15 protein-coding genes are annotated in these 16240 nt (G+C 68.4%); 7 read left to right on the top strand and 8 right to left on the bottom strand.

Annotated features, from left to right (window positions below):
* The 6 genes from K9U40_RS18125 to fdnG all read right to left on the bottom strand — a co-directional run.
* A partial coding sequence (locus K9U40_RS18125) for a hypothetical protein (protein WP_282891538.1) occupies positions 1 to 209 on the bottom strand: 209 nt, incomplete at its 3' end.
* Positions 196 to 1662, bottom strand: a complete 1467-nt coding sequence (gene selA / locus K9U40_RS18120) for an L-seryl-tRNA(Sec) selenium transferase (protein WP_282891537.1) — start codon at positions 1660 to 1662, stop codon at positions 196 to 198. The genes selA and K9U40_RS18125, both read right to left, overlap by 14 nt.
* Before the next feature lie 10 nt (positions 1663 to 1672).
* On the bottom strand, positions 1673 to 2569 hold the full coding sequence (fdhE, locus tag K9U40_RS18115) for a formate dehydrogenase accessory protein FdhE (RefSeq protein ID WP_282891536.1): 897 nt from the start codon (positions 2567 to 2569) through the stop codon (positions 1673 to 1675).
* A gap of 231 nt (positions 2570 to 2800) precedes the next feature.
* Entirely contained in the window at positions 2801 to 3508 is a 708-nt protein-coding gene (locus K9U40_RS18110; protein WP_282891535.1) for a formate dehydrogenase subunit gamma, read from the bottom strand.
* Positions 3505 to 4446, bottom strand: a complete 942-nt coding sequence (gene fdxH, locus K9U40_RS18105; protein WP_282891534.1) for a formate dehydrogenase subunit beta — start codon at positions 4444 to 4446, stop codon at positions 3505 to 3507. Before fdxH ends, K9U40_RS18110 begins: the two co-directional genes overlap by 4 nt.
* A gap of 17 nt (positions 4447 to 4463) precedes the next feature.
* Positions 4464 to 7550: a formate dehydrogenase-N subunit alpha gene (gene fdnG, locus K9U40_RS18100; protein WP_282891533.1), complete on the bottom strand. Its 3087-nt coding sequence runs from the start codon at positions 7548 to 7550 to the stop codon at positions 4464 to 4466.
* 479 nt (positions 7551 to 8029) lie between these two features.
* Here fdnG and K9U40_RS18095 point away from each other — a divergent pair, with 479 nt between their 5' ends.
* The 4 genes from K9U40_RS18095 to K9U40_RS18080 all read left to right on the top strand — a co-directional run bounded on the left by K9U40_RS18095 (position 8030) and on the right by K9U40_RS18080 (position 11705).
* Complete coding sequence (locus K9U40_RS18095) at positions 8030 to 8626, top strand: TlpA family protein disulfide reductase (RefSeq protein WP_282891532.1); 597 nt, start codon at positions 8030 to 8032, stop codon at positions 8624 to 8626.
* 1 nt (position 8627) lies between these two features.
* Complete coding sequence (locus K9U40_RS18090; RefSeq protein WP_282891531.1) at positions 8628 to 9743, top strand: transglutaminase-like domain-containing protein; 1116 nt, start codon at positions 8628 to 8630, stop codon at positions 9741 to 9743.
* 237 nt (positions 9744 to 9980) lie between these two features.
* On the top strand, positions 9981 to 11033 hold the full coding sequence (selD, locus tag K9U40_RS18085) for a selenide, water dikinase SelD (RefSeq protein WP_282891530.1): 1053 nt from the start codon (positions 9981 to 9983) through the stop codon (positions 11031 to 11033).
* Between the two features lie 270 nt (positions 11034 to 11303).
* The gene (locus K9U40_RS18080) at positions 11304 to 11705 is read left to right on the top strand and encodes a hypothetical protein (protein WP_282891529.1); all 402 of its coding nucleotides are present in this window, start codon (positions 11304 to 11306) and stop codon (positions 11703 to 11705) included.
* On the opposite strand, the gene K9U40_RS18075 is transcribed toward K9U40_RS18080, so the two are convergent.
* Together K9U40_RS18075 and K9U40_RS18070 are read right to left on the bottom strand one after the other, a co-directional pair.
* Positions 11659 to 13281 (bottom strand): AAA family ATPase, encoded by a 1623-nt coding sequence (locus tag K9U40_RS18075; protein ID WP_282891528.1) that lies wholly within the window; start codon positions 13279 to 13281, stop codon positions 11659 to 11661. The two genes, K9U40_RS18080 and K9U40_RS18075, sit on opposite strands and share 47 nt — an antisense overlap.
* A 157-nt stretch (positions 13282 to 13438) precedes the next feature.
* Positions 13439 to 14563, bottom strand: coding sequence for an NAD(P)-dependent alcohol dehydrogenase (locus tag K9U40_RS18070; RefSeq protein ID WP_282891527.1), 1125 nt, complete (start codon positions 14561 to 14563; stop codon positions 13439 to 13441).
* A gap of 241 nt (positions 14564 to 14804) precedes the next feature.
* On the opposite strand from K9U40_RS18070, the gene K9U40_RS18065 reads away from it, so the two are divergent.
* The 3 genes from K9U40_RS18065 to K9U40_RS18055 form a co-directional block, all read left to right on the top strand.
* Complete coding sequence (locus tag K9U40_RS18065; RefSeq protein ID WP_282891526.1) at positions 14805 to 15293, top strand: VOC family protein; 489 nt, start codon at positions 14805 to 14807, stop codon at positions 15291 to 15293.
* Between the two features lie 118 nt (positions 15294 to 15411).
* A complete protein-coding gene (locus K9U40_RS18060) occupies positions 15412 to 15744 on the top strand; it encodes a hypothetical protein (RefSeq protein ID WP_282891525.1) in 333 nt (110 codons plus the stop codon).
* Positions 15745 to 15788: 44 nt separating this feature from the next.
* Positions 15789 to 16240 (top strand): sulfite exporter TauE/SafE family protein (locus tag K9U40_RS18055; RefSeq protein ID WP_282891524.1); only part of this gene is annotated, 452 nt, incomplete at its 3' end.

Here is a 16240-nt window from a genome sequence, read left to right as displayed (position 1 = left end):
GCGCTGGTGGGGCGGCCGGCGGAGAGGCCGGAGGCGATATCGCTCAGCAGCGCGTCGAGGTCGTCGGACACCGCCTGTTCGGCGCGGCCCTCCGCGGGACGCTGGGAACGCGGGGGGAAGGGACGCACGCGGCTGGCCTCGTCGTCCGCGGCGCCCGGTGTCTCCCCGGTGGTGCCCCCTTTGCCCTTCAGTCGGTCAAGCCAGCTCATGAGCCCCCTCCAAAGCGGTCACGGACGCAAGAAACGCCGCTTCGTCTTCAAGGCATCTCAAATCGAGCACAAGCGCGTTATCGTCAATCCGTCCGATGACCGGAACCGGCAGGCGGCGCAGCGCATCGGCCAGCCGGTTGAGCGCGCCGCCGCTGCCGTCGCGGTTGCGAATGGCAAGGCCCACGCCTTCCAGCGTCTCGAGAGGGAGGGCGCCGGAGCCGATCTGGCTACGGCATGCCGTTGCGTCAAGCGTGAAGGGCGGGCCAAGAACGGCGGCAATCTGCGGGGCGAGGCGCGCGGCCTGGGCGGCCATGTCTTCCGGCCGGCGGGTAAGGTATCGCAGGGTGGGCAGGCGCTCGGCGAGGCGATCGGGATCGCGATAGAGGCGCAGCGTCGCCTCGATGGCCGCGAGGCGCACCTTGTCCAGCCTGAGCGCCCGCTTCATGGGGTTCTTGTTGATCCGGGCGATCAGGTCGCGCCGGCCCACGATGAAACCGGCCTGCGGGCCGCCCAGAAGCTTGTCGCCGGAGAAGGTGACGATGTCCGCCCCCTCGGCCACCGCCTCCCGCACCGTGGGCTCGTGGACGAGGCCGTAGCGGGAAAGGTCCGCCAGGGTGCCTGAGCCCAGGTCGTTCACCAGCGGCACGCCGCCCGCCTGGGCGATCTGCGCCAGCTCGCGCGGCGGCACCTCCTTGGTGAAGCCCTCGATGCGGTAATTGGAGGTGTGCACCTTCAGGATCACGCCGGTCTCGGGGCGGATGGCATCGCGATAGTCGCGGGCATGGGTGCGGTTGGTGGTGCCCACCTCCTCCAGCTCCGCGCCGGCCCGGCGCATGATCTCCGGCATGCGGAAGGCGCCGCCGATCTCGATCAGCTCGCCGCGCGAGACGATGGCCGGCTTTCCGAGCGACAGGGTGTTCAGCACCAGCAGGACGGCGGCGGCGTTGTTGTTGACGAGGGTGGCGTCTTCCGCCCCCGTCAGTTCGCAGACGAGGCCGCGCACATGGTCGTCGCGCTCGCCGCGCCTGCCGCCGTCGAGGTCATATTCGAGGGCGACCGCGTTGCGCATGGCCCGCACCGCCGCCTCCACCGCCTCTTCGGCGAAGATGGCACGGCCGAGATTGGTGTGCAGCACCGTGCCGGTGAGGTTGAACACCGGCCTGAGGCTGGGGGCCGCCGCCGCATCCAGCCGGGCCAGCGCCGAAGCCGCGATCTCCTGCGCCGTCGCCGGGCCGCCGGCCCCTGCGCGCAGGGCGGCGCGGCGCTCATCGAGGGCGGCGCGCACGGCGGCAGTGGCCGCCTGCCGGCCGTGGCGGTCCACGGCTGCCCGGGCAAGCTCGGCCTTCAGCACGGCATCCACCGAGGGCAGCACGCGCAGCGGCGCGTCGGAAGTGGCCTCGGGGCGGGCGACCGGGGGTGCGGCGGCGTGCGCTGACACAACATGCGCTGACATGGCCGCCCCCTCAATAGCCGAGCAGGAACGGGTTGAAGGTGGAGCGCCGGTAAGGTCCTTCCTTCTGCTTGAGGTCGAGGCCGAGGCTGGCCACGTCGTCGGCGACGGGATCGAGGTCCGCATCCTGGGCGAGATAGAGCACCTTGGCGTAGGAGTGGCAGGCGTCGCAGGTCTCGGCCTTGACGGCACCGTTTCCGCCTTCCACCTCCTGATAGGCGATGCCGCCGGTGGAGCCGCAGGCGGTGCAGCGCACCCGCACGAAGTTCCACAGGGTGCCGCACAGGGCGCAGGCGCAATAGCGCGCGCCGGGAGACATGGGCCAGTTCACCACCAGGCTCGCCACCGGCGGTCCGCCGCACACCGGGCAGACCCCGTCGCCGACCGGCACGAGGCGCGACGCATCGAGACGGGCGGCGAGGCGGGCGAAATGCACCTGGAGCGCCGCCGCCACATAAAGATGCTCGGCTAGGGCCTCCACGGGAATGGAATCGGCGAGCACGTTGCGGATCATCTCGCCGCGCTCCGCCTCCGAGGCGGCCTGCACCCGGGCGAGCGCGGCCTCGGCCGGCTCCGGCTTCTCGATGGCGCGGGCCTGCGACAGCAGGCGGTCGAGTGTGGCTTCAAACGCGGCGTCCGCGGTGAAGTGGCTGCGGTCCAGCGGCGGCATCTCGTGGGTCCGGGCGCGTTCAACCGCTTCCGCATCGGGCTGCTCGGGCGCGGGGGTGCGTTCCGCCGCCACGTGCTGGGCGCGGGCGATGTGCCCGAGGAAGGAAAGATAGGGACCGAGCATATGGCCCTGCGCCAGACGGCCGAAGCGCTCGGCGCGGCGCGCGAACAGGGTGGCCGGGTCCGGCAGATGGGCGAAGACCGGTGCGGTGCCCCCTTCCAGCACCGAAGGGTCGGGCATGACAGGGCCGGGAGGGCTGGAGAACGGACCGGACGAACGCGCCATTGGGACCTCACGAACCTCACGGGTCACGTGCCAGAGCGTTTTCGAGCGAAGTGGATACCGGTTCGCATGAAGAAAACGCGTCAAAACGAAACTTTCGAGTGTTTTCCGTGAGCCGGGGCGAACGGAAAATGCTCTGACAGCCCGGCCGCGCGAGGTCGCCGCCGGGCTTGCATTATACGCCTCGCACTATTCCGCGGGAGTCCCCCGCGTCCCCGAACTGCCGGGGGTCTTGCGGGAGACCAGTTCGCGGAGCCATTTGCGGTGGTGCCGCCACGCCCATCCGCCGGTGACCTGCCCGCGCGTCATGGCGCTGATGGTGCCCTTCACCCAGATGGCGGCATAGACGTGCACGATCCACAACGAGATGATCGCCACCGCCGCCACCGAATGCACCAGCAGGGCGACACGCTGCTGCCCGATACTGGTGAAGGTGGAGAAATAGGCGTTCCAGATCACGACTCCCGAGGCGATCAGGACGACGATCAGGAACGACATGCCCCAGAACACCAGCTTCTGGCCGGCATTGTACTTGCCGAGCTCCGGCAGCTTCTCCTCGTGGCCGGCGATGACGTCGCGGATGCGACGCATCCAGGTGCCGTCCTCGCTCTTCCAAAGGTTGGCCTTCCAGAAGCGCAGGAACATGCCGAAGAAGGAGAAGAACAGCACCACGCCGATCCAGGGGTGGATGGTGCGCGTCATCTGGCCCCCGCCGAACAGGCCGGTGAGGAAAAACAGGCTGGGGTGAAACAAGGCGAGGCCCGAGATCGCCAGAAGGATCAGGCTGATGGCCGTGATCCAGTGGTTGATCCGGGCGCCCACCGTGTAGCGGTCCACCTGCACCGGATGGCCGGGATGGACCGCATCGCCGGATTCGACGTCATAGGGCGCGCTCATGAACGGCCTCCCTCAGTCAGCTTCTCGGCATTGGCCTCGTCTTCCGGCGTCACCTTGTTGGCGCCCGCCACCAGATAGTGCAGCGCGCCGGCGATGGCCGCGAAGCCCATCACGCCGAGACCCACATATTTGGTGACGCCCTTCCAGGCCTCGACGATGCGGCTGATGCGTGGATTGTCCGGCAGGCCCGCATAGAGGGAGGGCTGGTCGGCGTGCTGGAGCACGTACATCACATGGGTGCCGCCGACGCCGGGCGGATCGTAGAGCCCCGCATTCTTGTAGCCGCGGGATTTGAGATCCTTGATGCGCCCCTCGGCCCACTCCTTCATCTGCGTCTTGGTGCCGAACACGATGGCCTGGGTGGGGCACGCCTTCTGGCAGGCGGGGCCCTGGCCCACGGCCACGCGGTCGGAGCACAGGGTGCACTTGTACGCCTTGTGGTCGGCCTTGGAGATGCGCGGAATGTTGAAGGGGCAGCCCTTCACGCAATAGCCGCAGCCGATGCACCGGTCGTGGTCGAAGTCCACGATGCCGTTGGAATACTGCACGATGGCGCCGGGCGCCGGGCAGGCCTTGAGGCAGCCCGGATCGGCGCAATGCATGCAGCCGTCCTTGCGGATGAGCCATTCGAGGGTGTCGGTCTCAGGGTTCACCCACTCGGTGAAGCGCATGAGCGTCAACGAGTTCTCGGTCAGGTCCGGCGGGTTGGTGTAGGAGCCGTTGAAGGTGCCGATCTCCTCATGGAGCTCGTTCCATTCAAGGCACGCCGCCTGACAGGCCTTGCAGCCGATGCACTTCGACACGTCGATGAGCTTGGCCACCGGCTCCTTGAACTCCACCGGCACCCGCAGGTTGGAGGCCGAGCGCCGGATAAGGTCGCCTTCGCCGAACTTCGCCGGGGTGGGGGTGACCGGAGGGTTTGGGATCGGAGGAAACATGACGCCACTCCTTCTCCTTACGCCACCGGCCCGGTGGTGGGCTCGATGTTCACGAGGAACGCCTTGAACTCGGGCGTCTCGATGTTCGCGTCACCCACGAACGGGGTGAGCACGTTGGCCGGGAAGCCCTTCTTCGCCGCCCCCACGAAGCCCCAGTGGATGGGAATGCCCACGATGTGCACCGGCTTGCCGTCCACCATCAGCGGACGGATGCGCTTGGTCACGTAGGCCTTGGCGAAGACGGAGCCGCGCTTCGACCACACCCGGACCCAGCCGGCATTCTCGATCTTCTTCTCCTTCGCCAGCTCCTCGGAGATTTCCACGAAGAATTCGGGCTGGAGCACCGAGTTCACGTGGTTGTTCTTGGTCCAGTAGTGGAAATGCTCGGTCAGGCGGTAGGAGGTCGCCGCATAGGGGAACTCCTTGGATGCCGTGTCGGCGAACTGGGCGAAGTCGTCCTTGAACACGCGCGCCACCGGATTGCCCCTTATCTTCGGGGCGATGAGATTGGCGACCGGGCTCTCGAACGGCTCGTAGTGCACCGGGAACGGGCCTTCCCGCATCATGCCCCGGGCGAACAGGCGCGAGACGCCTTCCGGGTTCATGATGAAGGGTCCCACATCCTGCGGCTTGGCGGTCACGGCGATGTCGGGCACGTCGTAGCCCGTCCATTTCGACCCGTCCCACTCGATCAGCTTGCGCGTGGGATCCCACGGCTTGCCGTCGATGTCGCAGGAGGCGCGGTTGTAGAGGATGCGCCGGTTCGCCGGCCAGGCGAACGACCATTTCAGGTAGGCGCCGGTGGCGTCGGGATCGGAATTGTCCCGGCGGGCCATCATGTTGCCGGCCTCGGTATAGGAGCCGGAATAGATCCAGTTGCCGCACGCGGTGCTGCCGTCGTCGCGCAGGACGCCGAAGCCCGCCACCTGCTTGCCGGCTTCCAGCAGCTTCTTGGTGGGATCGTTGGGGTCCGGCACGTCCCTGAGCACCGACCCGTTGAGCTCCTTGGTGAGCTCGACGGCCGTGGGCTCGTGCGGGTCCTTGTAGGTCCACGTCAGGTTGAGGATGGGATCGGGGAAGGCGCCGCCTTCCTTGCGATACAGCTCCTTCATCCGCAGATGGATGCCCGCCATGATGGCGGCATCGGTCCGCGCCTCGCCCGGAGGCGAGCCCGCCGGCCAGTGCCACTGGATCCACCGCCCGGAATTGACGAGGGCTCCCTCGTCCTCCGCGAAGCAGGTGGTGGGCAGCTGGATCACTTCGGTCTGGATCTTCGCCGTGTCCGCCGGATTGTAGACGCCGTGATTCTCCCAGAAGCGGGCCGTCTCGGTCTCGAGCGGGTCCATGACCACGAGCAGCTTGAGCTTGGAGAGCGCCTCGGTGAGCTTGCCCCGGTTGGGGAAGGCCTGCATCGGGTTGAAGCCCTGGCAGATGTAGTTGGTGATCTTGCCTTGCTTCATCAGCTCGAAGGCGCGCAGGATGTCGTAGGCCGGCACGTCGAGCTTCGGCAGGTAGTCGAACGCCCAGTTGTTCTCGGCGGTGGCTGCGTCTCCCCACATGGACTTCTGGAAACTGACAAAGAACTTCCTGTAGTTCTGCCAGTAGCTCATCTGGTTGGGACGCAGCGGCTTGAAGCCGCGCGTGGACATGTAGGCGTTGAAGTCGGGCTCGCGCTCCGTGGGCAGGGTGAGATAGCCGGGGATCATGTTGGACATGAGCCCGACATCGGTCAGCCCCTGGATGTTGGAATGCCCGCGCAACGCATTCATGCCGCCGCCGCGCACGCCGATGTTCCCGAGGATCAGCTGCAGCATCGCCATGGTGCGGATGTTCTGCGATCCCTTGGAATGCTGGGTCCAGCCGAGCGCGTACATGGAGGTCATCGTCTTCGTCTTGGACGAGCACTCCGCGATCATGGACGCCACTTTCAGGAACTTGTCCTTCGGCGTGCCGGTGATGCGCTCCACCAGCTCGGGCGTGTACTGGGCGACGTGGGCCTTCAGTAGGTTCCACACGCAGCGCGGATGCTGGAGCGTGTCGTCCACCACCGCATAGCCGTCGGGACCGATGTCATAGTCCCAGGTGGAGCGGTTGTAGTCGCGTTTCTCCGCGTCGTAGCCGGTGAAGAGGCCGTCCTGGTAGGCGAAGCCCTCCTTGACGATGTAGCTGGCGTTGGTGAACGCCTTCACATAATCCCACTGCACCTTGTCGTTGGCGATGCAGTAATTGATGACGCCGTTGAGGAAGGCGATGTCGGTGCCTTGCCGGATCGGGGCGTAATAGTCCGCCACCGCGGCCGAGCGCGTGAAGCGCGGATCCACGACGACAAGCTTCGCACCACGGCTGGCTTTCGCCTCCGTAACCCATTTGAATCCGCACGGGTGCGCTTCAGCGGCGTTGCCGCCCATGATGACGACCAGGTCCGTGTTCCGGATGTCGGTCCACGAATTGGTCATCGCGCCACGGCCAAAAGTTGGGCCCAAACTGGACACCGTGGGGCCGTGTCAAACCCGCGCCTGGTTGTCGAACACCAGCATGCCGAGCGAACGTACCGTCTTGTACGTGCACCAGGCGGTTTCGTTGGTCGTCGCCGAGGCGGCGAGGAAGCCGGTGGTCACCCACCGGTTCACGGTCACGCCGTCCTTGTTCCTGGCGATGAAGTTGGCGTCGCGGTCGTCCTTGAGGGTGCGCGCGATCTTGTCGAGCGCCTCGTCCCAGGAGATGCGCTCGAACCGGTCGGATCCCGCGCGCCGGATCATGGGATATTTCAGGCGCGTCTCGGATTTGACGATGTCGAGCAGGGCCGCGCCCTTGGGGCAGAGCGTGCCGCGGTTGGTGGGATGGTCGCTGTCACCCTCGATATGGGTGATGTCGGCCTTCTCCCCCTTTGCCAGATTGCCCTTGGTGAAGATGAGGATGCCGCACGCCACCGAGCAATAGGTGCAGGTGTTGCGCACTTCCGTCGTGTTGACGAGGCGGAATGGCTTGATGGTGGAGGCGTAGGCCTCCTCGATGGCGCCGAAGCCCATCGCCCCAAGGGTGGTCCCCGCCACGCCCGCGCCCGCCGTTTTCAGGAACTGGCGGCGCGAAAGCTCCATGTTCATCGAAGGAAACCTCCGACCTTTTGCGCCCCGCACGGGGGACGATTGCGGGCGGTCGCAAGGCGCCGCCCGATACCGGAATTCCGGCTGGTGGACGGTATTTTGGAACTGGAGTGATGTCAATTAACGGAGGGACAACTTCCCGTGTCTCCACGAGATTTTCCGTTCGCAATCATGCTGCGCTGCAATAAATACGCAAGCTTTGAATAGAAACGCCGTGCGATTTTGAAATTTTCCCCGTAATGGTCCCAAGGCGCTGCGAAAGCATGCGAGGCTTCACGGACTTGAGCGTTGACCCCCCGCGCGGGGTGTTCCAGATTGCGCGGGTGAAAATCATGTTCGCTCCCGAGGATCGGGGCTCTCCGCGTGGTTCATCTTTCTTCCTGAAAGATCAGGGTGCCGCTGTCACCCGCGGTCTGGCGTGCGCCGGCAAGGCGCCGGCCGGAGCACCCCGGCGCGCCATCGCGCGCATGGCTACGTCCATGGCTGCGTCCATGGCCGCGGTCGCCCTTGCCATGCCTTTCGGCGCCCCGGCGGCCTGCGCCTCCCCCGATGCGCCAGCCTCCGACCCGCAGGCTGCGCCCCGGCTCCTGCGTCCCGTGGCAGGCCATCCGCCCGCGCCGCCGCTGCGCCTTGCGACCCTCGACGGGCCGCCCTTCGATCTGGCCCATTCGCACCGCGTCACGGTGGTGCATTTCTTCGCCACCTGGTGCGCTCCGTGCCGCGCCGAGCTGCCCGCCCTCGGGCGCTTTGCGGCGCGCTGGCCGCAGGTGAGCGTCGCGCTGGTGGACGTGGCCGAGGTTCCGGCGCGGGTGCGCCGCTTCTTCGAGGAGCAGCCGGCGCCGGGGCCGATCCTCTTGGACATGGACCGTTCCGCCACGCGCGCCTTCGGCGTCAGCCTGCTTTCCGCCAGCTTCGTGGTCGCCGAAGGGCGCATCGCGCTCAGGGCGGAAGGGGAGGTGGCGTGGGACAGCCCCGAGACCGACGAGGCCATCGCCGCAGTGAACGGGGCCGGAGGCCTGCCGCATGGCCATTCCAGCCCTGCGGCAAACAACAAGGAAAGCCAGGAGGAGCCCTGACATGACCACGAGACGAGACCTGCTGAAGGCCGGCGCCCTCGCCACCGTCGCCGCGGCCTTGCCCCGCGAGGCCTTTGCGCAACAGGCGCCGGCCCCGCAGACCTTCACGCCCGCCGTGGGCAAGTGGCGCAGCTACCAGATCGTCACCACGGTGGAGATCCTGAAGCCGGAGGGCCGGGTGCAGGCGTGGCTGCCGGTGGCCTCCTTCTCCAATCCGGACTGGTTCCGGCCCGGCGAGAACAGCTGGACCACCAACGCGCGCTCCGCCGCGCTGGTGCGCGATCCCCATTCGGGTGCGGACATGCTGCATCTCGTCTTCGCGGACGGCGAGACAGCTCCGCGGGTGGAGCTCACCAGCCGCGCCACCAGCCGGGAGTGGGCGGTGGACCTGACGAGGCCGGGCCGGCCCATGCCGCTCGATCCCAAGGAGCATGCCCGCAACACCGCGCCCACCGACCTCATCCCCACCGACGGCATCGTGAAGGCGACCTCCGACAAGATTGTCGCTGGCAAGGCCGGCGAACTGGAGAAGGTGCGCGCCATCTTCGAGTGGATCGTCGAGAACACCTATCGCAACCCGGCGACGCGGGGCTGCGGCATCGGCGACATCGCGGCGCTGCTCAGGAGCGGCGATCTCGGCGGCAAGTGCGCGGACCTCAACGCCCTGTTCGTGGGCCTGGTGCGGGCGCAGGGCATTCCGGCGCGCGACATCTACGGCCTGCGGGTGGTGCCCTCGCGCTTCGGCTACAAGAGCCTCGGTGCCAATTCGGAGACCGTCACCAAGGCCCAGCATTGCCGCGCCGAGGTGTTCCTCTCCGATTTCGGCTGGGTGCCCATGGACCCGGCCGACGTGCGCAAGGTGGCGCTGGAGGAGCCGCCGGGCAAGCTCGCCCTCGACGATCCCAAGGTGGCGGCGGCCCGCAAGGCGCTGTTCGGAGGGTGGGAAGGCAACTGGTTCGCCTTCAACACGGCGCATGACGTGGCCCTGCCGGGCTTCGAGGGCCCGCGCCTCGGCTTCCTCATGTACCCGCAGGCGGCGAATGCGGCGGGGCTGCTCGACTGCCTCGATCCGGACACTTTCAAGTACGTCATCCGCGCCTCCGAAATCGCGGTATGACCAGCCTCGCCGGTCGGGGCGAACGCCCCCGTCGCCATGCCGGGCCGTAGCGTCTTTCGAGACGCAACGGCCCCGGGGGCGTGGCGGAAGCGGCGGGGGTCCCCGCCGGCGGGATCAGGGCAAGATCCGGTCAGGTGTCCAGCCTGACCGGACCGGCCATTCAATGCCAGGAATGAGCGCGCGCCGTTCCGCCGGGGACGGGGCGGATGGCGCGCCCGGGAAAATGGAAATCCAGCCATGCTTGACGTGCCTTCCGTCCGCCTCACCAGCCTTGCCCATGGCGGCGGCTGCGGCTGCAAGCTCGCGCCCTCGGTGCTGCAGGACCTGCTCGCCGGCCAGGCCCAGGGCGGGCCGTTCGAGCGCCTGCTCGTGGGCACCGAGACCGGCGACGACGCCGCGGTGTGGGACCTCGACGGCGGAACCGCCATCATCGCAACCACGGACTTCTTCATGCCCATGGTGGACGATCCCGACCATTTCGGCCGCATCGCCGCCGCCAATGCCATCTCCGACATCTATGCCATGGGCGGCACCCCGCTGATGGCCCTCGCCATCCTCGGCATGCCGCTGGGCAAGATCGACACCGCCACCGTGCGCGCCATTCTCGGTGGCGGGGCCGCCATCTGCGCGCAGGCGGGTATTCCGGTGGCCGGCGGGCATTCCATCGATTGCCCCGAGCCGGTCTATGGCCTCGCGGTGATCGGCTCGGCGCCGCGCTCGTGCATCCGCCGCAATTCCACAGCCCGGCCGGGGGATGCGCTGATCCTCACCAAGGCGCTGGGGGTGGGGGTCTATTCCGCCGCCTTCAAGAAAGAGGCGCTGGGCCAGCCCGCCTATGACGAGATGCTCGCCTCTGTCACCAAGCTCAACCGCATCGGTGCCGAGCTGGCGCAGGACGAAGCGGTCCACGCCATGACCGACGTGACCGGCTTCGGCATTCTCGGCCATGGTCTGGAAATGGCGCGCGGCTCCGGCGCCACGCTGCGCCTGTGGCGGGCGGCGCTGCCTGTGCTGGGGGAGGCGGAGCATCTTGTGCAGCAGGGCTTCGTCACCGGCGCGTCGCATCGCAACTGGGCGAGCTACGGGCACGAGGTGGACCTGCCCGAAGGCACTCCCGACTGGCAGCGGCACCTCCTCACCGATCCCCAGACCTCGGGCGGTCTGCTGGTGGCCTGCGCGCCGGAAGCGGCGGACCGGCTTCTTGCCGCCATCCACGCCGCCGGCTATCCCGCCGCCGCCCGCATCGGCACGGTGGAAGCCGGGCCGGGCCGGGTGGTGGTGGAGGGCTGACGCCAGCGACTGCCGGCGTGGCTCGCGCGGCGCCCGAAGGTTTCCCCGTTTCATGGCATCGGGGAAGCGATCCATGTTTTGCGTTGACGCATTTCTTCACGCGAGCCGGGCTTCCACCGCGCTCGAAAACGCTTCAGGCGAAACCCTCCCGGCACCGGTGAGGAGCGGGGCCGTCGGCGTGATCCCCGCGTCCCGGTCGGGCGGGCCTTCTGGGGAAGCAAGGAACCGGGCGGTTTTTCGGGGCGTTCTCCCGTCGAAAGGAGAACAGCCATGGCCCCGACCGCTCATCCGACGGCGCTTCGCCGCGCGTCTCCCGTCATCCTTCCGCCGCGCTCGCTCACCCTGGTGCGGATCGCCGCCACCAGCCTCGTCGGCGCGGTGATGTTCCTCCTTGCATCGGGCGCGCCTTCGCCTGCTGCGGCAGAAGGGACCACGGAGCCCGAAAAGGGGGTCTGCGGGCAGCCGGCCCATGCCGCCGCCACCCCGCCGGCGCAGGGCGCGCATTCGGGCACCGCGCCGGGCGGGGCGGGTTCGACCGGCTGGTCCGGTGGCACGGGCGGCTCCTTCATCGGCACGACGCCACAGGCGTCCACGCCTGGCTCGCCCGACCGCCAGCCGGAAGTGGTCAAGGGTGCCGATCCGAAGGCCGAGCCGCCAAAGGCGCCGTGCTGAGGCCGGGCGAGCGCTGCCAGCGGATCTCGCCGAGATCATAGGCGAGCTGGCGCCGCACCACCGCGGCGTCGGCGTCCGACGCATCGTCCGTGCGCGCCTCCACGCGCCGGATCAATTCGGCATCCGGGGCTTCCAGCCACCAGCCGTGAAAGTCGATGCCCGCATCAGCCGCCACCTGCTCGATGGCGGCGCGCTCCTGCGGCTTCGCATGGACTGCGTCGACGATCACGCTGCATCCCGTCGCGAGCACCCGGCGGGCCAGCGCGCGCAGGCGAGCATAGACCCGTTCCGTGACGGTGGGCGCATAGGCCTCCGGCGGCAGCTTTTCGGTCTCGCCCACGCCGAACAGGCGCTTGCGCTCCACATCGCTGCGCAGGATTACCGCGCCCGGAGCGGTGCCGCACAGGTGCGCGACGCGCGTGGCGAAGGTGCTCTTGCCGCTGCCGGAGAGCCCGCCGACGGCCCACAGGGCGGCCTGCCCGGACCGGGGCGCGGGCAGTTCCGCGCCATGGGCGGGCGGGGTCGCGCGGGCGGGATCGAGGAAGGCGAGGGCGGCGGCAAATTCCGCACCGATGCGTGCTCGCGCCTGCGCCCGCGTCTCGCCGTCGAGATGCCGGAGCCCCGCCGCCTCCACCTTGGCGCGGATGCCCGCGCGCAGGCTCAGGAAGAAGGGCAGGGCCGCGAGCCCTTCGATCTGGTCGTCCGCGCTCGCCCAGAGATAGCGGTTGAAGACGGCGTTGGCTTCCGCGTGGAGCGAGCGCTGCCACAGGTCCATCAGCAGGAAGGCGAGGTCGTAGAGCACGTCGCAGGTGGCGATGTCGTCGTTGAACTCGATAGCGTCGAACAGCACCGGCCGCCCGTCGAGGAGCACGATATTGCGCAGGTGAAGGTCACCGTGGCAGCGGCGGACGAAGCCGGCCGCGCTGCGCACCTTCACAAGCCCGGTGATGCGGGCGAGCGCGGCTTCGGACAGGGCGGCGAGCGCGGCGCCTTCGGCGGAGGGGAACAGCTCCGGCTGCGCCGCAAATTCCGCAATGTTATCCCGGAGATAGGCGCCTAGGCGCCCGGCGGTGTCGAAGTCCCGGCGCACCGGTGCCGCCTGGTGCGAGGCGACCACCGCCGCCGCCAGCGCCTTGGCGAGGCCGGGCGTGAAGCCGCCCCGCTCTGCCACCCTGTCCAGGGTGAGACCGGTATCGAAGCGGCGCATCTTCACCGCAAACTCCACCACCTCGCCCGCGCCGTCCAGCGCCAGGCCGTTGGCCGTGCGCACGATGGGTACCACGCCGAGATAGAGGCCCGGCGCCCCCGCGCCGCTGATCGCCACCTCCGCCTCGCAGGCGGCGCGGCGCTTCTCCAGCGTGGAGAAATCCATGAAGGGGAAGAACACCGCCCGCTTCACCTTGTAGGCGAACGGCCCGGCGAGGAAGACCGCCGCCCCGTGGGTGTCGATGCGCACCACCTTGTCAGTGATGCCGTGGGTGGTGGGATCTTCCAAAAGGGCGAAGACGGCGCCCTGGTCGCCGACCACATGGTCGGGTGGGGTGGGCGGCGTTGGCGTATCCGTCGGCGCCGTCATGGATCGTCCGTTCTGGGAGGATGCCGCCCCGGCGCGGACCGGGGCGGCATCACGTTAGAGCATTTTCGAGCGAAGTGGATACCGGTTCGCGTGAAGAAAATGCGTTAAAACAAAAGTCTAGAGCGATTGCCGTGAGCCAGTGCGAACGGAAAACGCTCTAGGGGGTGATGGCGACCTTGAGAACGCCGTCGCGCTGGTGGGAGAACAGGTCATAGGCCTTTTCGATGTCGTCCAGCCTGAAGCGATGGGTGACGAGGGCGCGGGCATCCACCCGGCCCGAGGCCACCACGTCCATCAGGCGGCGCATGCGCTCCTTGCCGCCGGGGCAGAGGGAGGTGACGATCCTGTTGTCGCCGAGGCCCGCCGCGAAGGCGTCGAGCGGGATCTTGAGGTCGCTGGAATAGACTCCCAGCGAAGAGAGGGTGCCGCCGGGCCGCAGCACGCGCAGGGCGGCCTCGAAGGTCTCCTGCCGGCCGAGGGCTTCGATGGCCACGTCCACGCCACGTCCGTCGGTGAGGCGCAGGATCTCCTCCACGGGGTCCACCTTGGAGAAATCCACCACCTCGTCCGCCCCCATGGCGCGGGCGACGTTGAGCCGCTCGCCCACCCGGTCCACGGCGATGATGCGGGTGGCGCCCATGAGCCGGGCACCCGCCGTGGCGCACAGGCCGATGGGCCCCTGCGCGAACACGGCCACGGTGTCGCCGATCCGCACCTTGCCGCTCTCGGCGCCGGCAAAGCCGGTGGACATGATGTCCGGGCACATGAGCACCTGCTCGTCGGCGAGCGCTTCCGGCACCGGGGCAAGGTTGGTCATGGCGTCGGGCACCACGAGATATTCGGCCTGGGCGCCGTCGATGGTGTTGCCGAAGCGCCAGCCGCCCATGGGCTTGAAGCCGTGCTTCATGCGCGGGCCGTCCTGCGAGGCGCAGCCGCACAGGCAGGCATTGGAATAGCCGGACGGGGTGATGGCGCCGGCGATCACGCGCTGGCCCTCGGCGAAGCCTTCCACCGCCGAGCCCAGCTTCTCGATGATGCCCACCGGCTCGTGCCCGATGGTGAGGCCCTTCTCGACCGGATATTCGCCCTTGAGGATATGGACATCCGTGCCGCAGATGGTGGTGGTGGTGATGCGGATGAGGGCATCCAGCGGACCCACGTCCGGGATGGGCTTCTCGTCCAGGACGATGCGGTTCTTCTCCACGAAGATGGCCGCCTTCATCTTCGCCCTGCCGGGGCGGTTGCGCTCGACGAAGCCGGGGCGTTCGATGGTGTCGGTCATGGCGTTCCTTCCTGATCCGTCCCCGGTGGGGAAACGTGGGGACGCTTCGGTGCCGCGGTAACTGGTTAGGACGCCGAGCCGGGGGCGGCATTGATGCGGGTCAACCGGCACGTGCACAGTGTCGGCGCGCCATGGGGCGCTTTCGGGGCTTGCCGCAGGACTGGGCGAAAAATGCCGGCGGGCTGTCGGCTGGGTGAGACGCTGCGCGTCTTTCAGCCAGGACACAGCGAGGATTGCGACCATGGCCACCATTTCGACCCCGAAGATCTCGCCCTGCCTGTGGTTCGACGGCGATGCGGAAGATGCCGCCCGCTTCTATGTCTCGCTTTTCCCCGACAGCGCCATCGACAGTGTGCACCGCAACGCTGCCGAGGGGCCGTCCGGGCCGGAGGGTTCGGTGCTTCTGGTGGCCTTCACCCTCGCCGGCCAGCGCTTCCTGGCGCTGAACGGCGGGCAGAAGATGGAATACACCCACGCCATCTCCTTCCAGGTGGATTGCGAGGATCAGGCGGAGGTGGACCGCCTGTGGGCGGCCTTCACCGCCGAGGGGCGGGAGGAGCAGTGCGGCTGGCTGCGCGATCGCTGGGGCGTCGCCTGGCAGATCGTGCCGCGCGTGGTGCCGCAGCTTCTGTCCGATCCCGACCCGGCGAAAGCGCGGCGGGTGATGGAGGCCCTGCTTCAGATGGTGAAGCTGGATGTGGCCGCGCTGGAGCAGGCGGCGGCCGGATAGCGCGCCGGCGCGGGCGCCGTGTGCGTTGGTGCGTTCGGGTGTAGATTGAGGCCGGCCCGAGCGGCCGGTCTTTTCTTTTCAGGGCGCGGCTGCGCCATTCTTTTCAAGCGAGGATTTCATGGCTCAGGAGAATACGGCCGGCGAGAGCGACGCGCCGCAGATTCCGCCCGCGGCGCTGGAGCGCTGGCAGACCTTTGCCGATGACACCCCGCTGCAGCTCACGCTGACCAAGGGCGACCTCGACAACCTGCTGCTGTCCCTGCGGAGCCTTGCCATCGGCCAGAGTGAACTCGTCGCTGCCCTTGCCGCCCACACCAATCAGGACCAGAACGCGTCCGTGGATGCCATGGTGCGGGCCAATGAGGTGGCGCGCATGGCGTTCGGGCGCATCAATGCGCTGATCTCGGCGGTGATGGGCGCTGCCACGCCCGCCCCCGGCGAAGGGAGATGAAGCCGTCATCCTCTATGAAGGGCGCTCCGGAGCACGGATATGCCATGGATGACCGGCCGGATGGCGATGGGCGCCGCACGGCGCCGCGGGTGTTCGGCGGCGGCGCCCTCATCGGCACGCTGGGCGGGCTGATCGGGCTCGGCGGCGCGGAGTTCCGCCTGCCGCTGCTCATGGGCGCGTTCGGCTTTCCGGGGCTGGAGGCGGTGATCCTCAACAAGGCCGTGAGCCTCGTGGTGGTGGCCACCGCCCTCCCGTTCCGCGCCCGCGCGGTGCCGCTCGCGGAGGTGGCGGCGCACTGGCCGATCATCCTCGACCTGCTCGCCGGAAGCCTCGCCGGCGCCTGGATCGGGGCCGGCTGGGCGGTGCGCCTGAAATCCCAGACGCTGCACCGGGTGATCGCGGTGCTGCTCGTCGCCATCGCCGTGGTGCTGGTGCTCGGCCACGACAGAGGTGCCCACGATCCCCTGCTCCAGGGGTGGGCGCAGCTGGTGGTGGG

Source organism: Xanthobacter autotrophicus, from assembly GCF_030015065.1.
Lineage (GTDB): Bacteria > Pseudomonadota > Alphaproteobacteria > Rhizobiales > Xanthobacteraceae > Xanthobacter > Xanthobacter autotrophicus_D.
Note: the sequence above shows the minus strand (reverse complement) of the source record. Positions and strands in the feature narration are given on the sequence as shown.

What these genes read in the sequence shown, in the direction of transcription:
- fdhE (WP_282891536.1), bottom strand. Translation starts at nt 2,569, where the DNA reads ATGCCCGACCCTTCGGTGCTGGAAGGGGGCACCGCACCGGTCTTCGCC.
- K9U40_RS18090 (WP_282891531.1), top strand. Translation starts at nt 8,628, where the DNA reads ATGACCACGAGACGAGACCTGCTGAAGGCCGGCGCCCTCGCCACCGTC.
- fdxH (WP_282891534.1), bottom strand. Translation starts at nt 4,446, where the DNA reads ATGTTTCCTCCGATCCCAAACCCTCCGGTCACCCCCACCCCGGCGAAG.
- selA (WP_282891537.1), bottom strand. Translation starts at nt 1,662, where the DNA reads ATGTCAGCGCATGTTGTGTCAGCGCACGCCGCCGCACCCCCGGTCGCC.
- selD (WP_282891530.1), top strand. Translation starts at nt 9,981, where the DNA reads ATGCTTGACGTGCCTTCCGTCCGCCTCACCAGCCTTGCCCATGGCGGC.
- K9U40_RS18110 (WP_282891535.1), bottom strand. Translation starts at nt 3,508, where the DNA reads ATGAGCGCGCCCTATGACGTCGAATCCGGCGATGCGGTCCATCCCGGC.
- K9U40_RS18095 (WP_282891532.1), top strand. Translation starts at nt 8,030, where the DNA reads ATGGCTGCGTCCATGGCCGCGGTCGCCCTTGCCATGCCTTTCGGCGCC.
- K9U40_RS18065 (WP_282891526.1), top strand. Translation starts at nt 14,805, where the DNA reads ATGGCCACCATTTCGACCCCGAAGATCTCGCCCTGCCTGTGGTTCGAC.
- K9U40_RS18060 (WP_282891525.1), top strand. Translation starts at nt 15,412, where the DNA reads ATGGCTCAGGAGAATACGGCCGGCGAGAGCGACGCGCCGCAGATTCCG.
- K9U40_RS18070 (WP_282891527.1), bottom strand. Translation starts at nt 14,563, where the DNA reads ATGACCGACACCATCGAACGCCCCGGCTTCGTCGAGCGCAACCGCCCC.
- K9U40_RS18080 (WP_282891529.1), top strand. Translation starts at nt 11,304, where the DNA reads ATGGCCCCGACCGCTCATCCGACGGCGCTTCGCCGCGCGTCTCCCGTC.
- K9U40_RS18075 (WP_282891528.1), bottom strand. Translation starts at nt 13,281, where the DNA reads ATGACGGCGCCGACGGATACGCCAACGCCGCCCACCCCACCCGACCAT.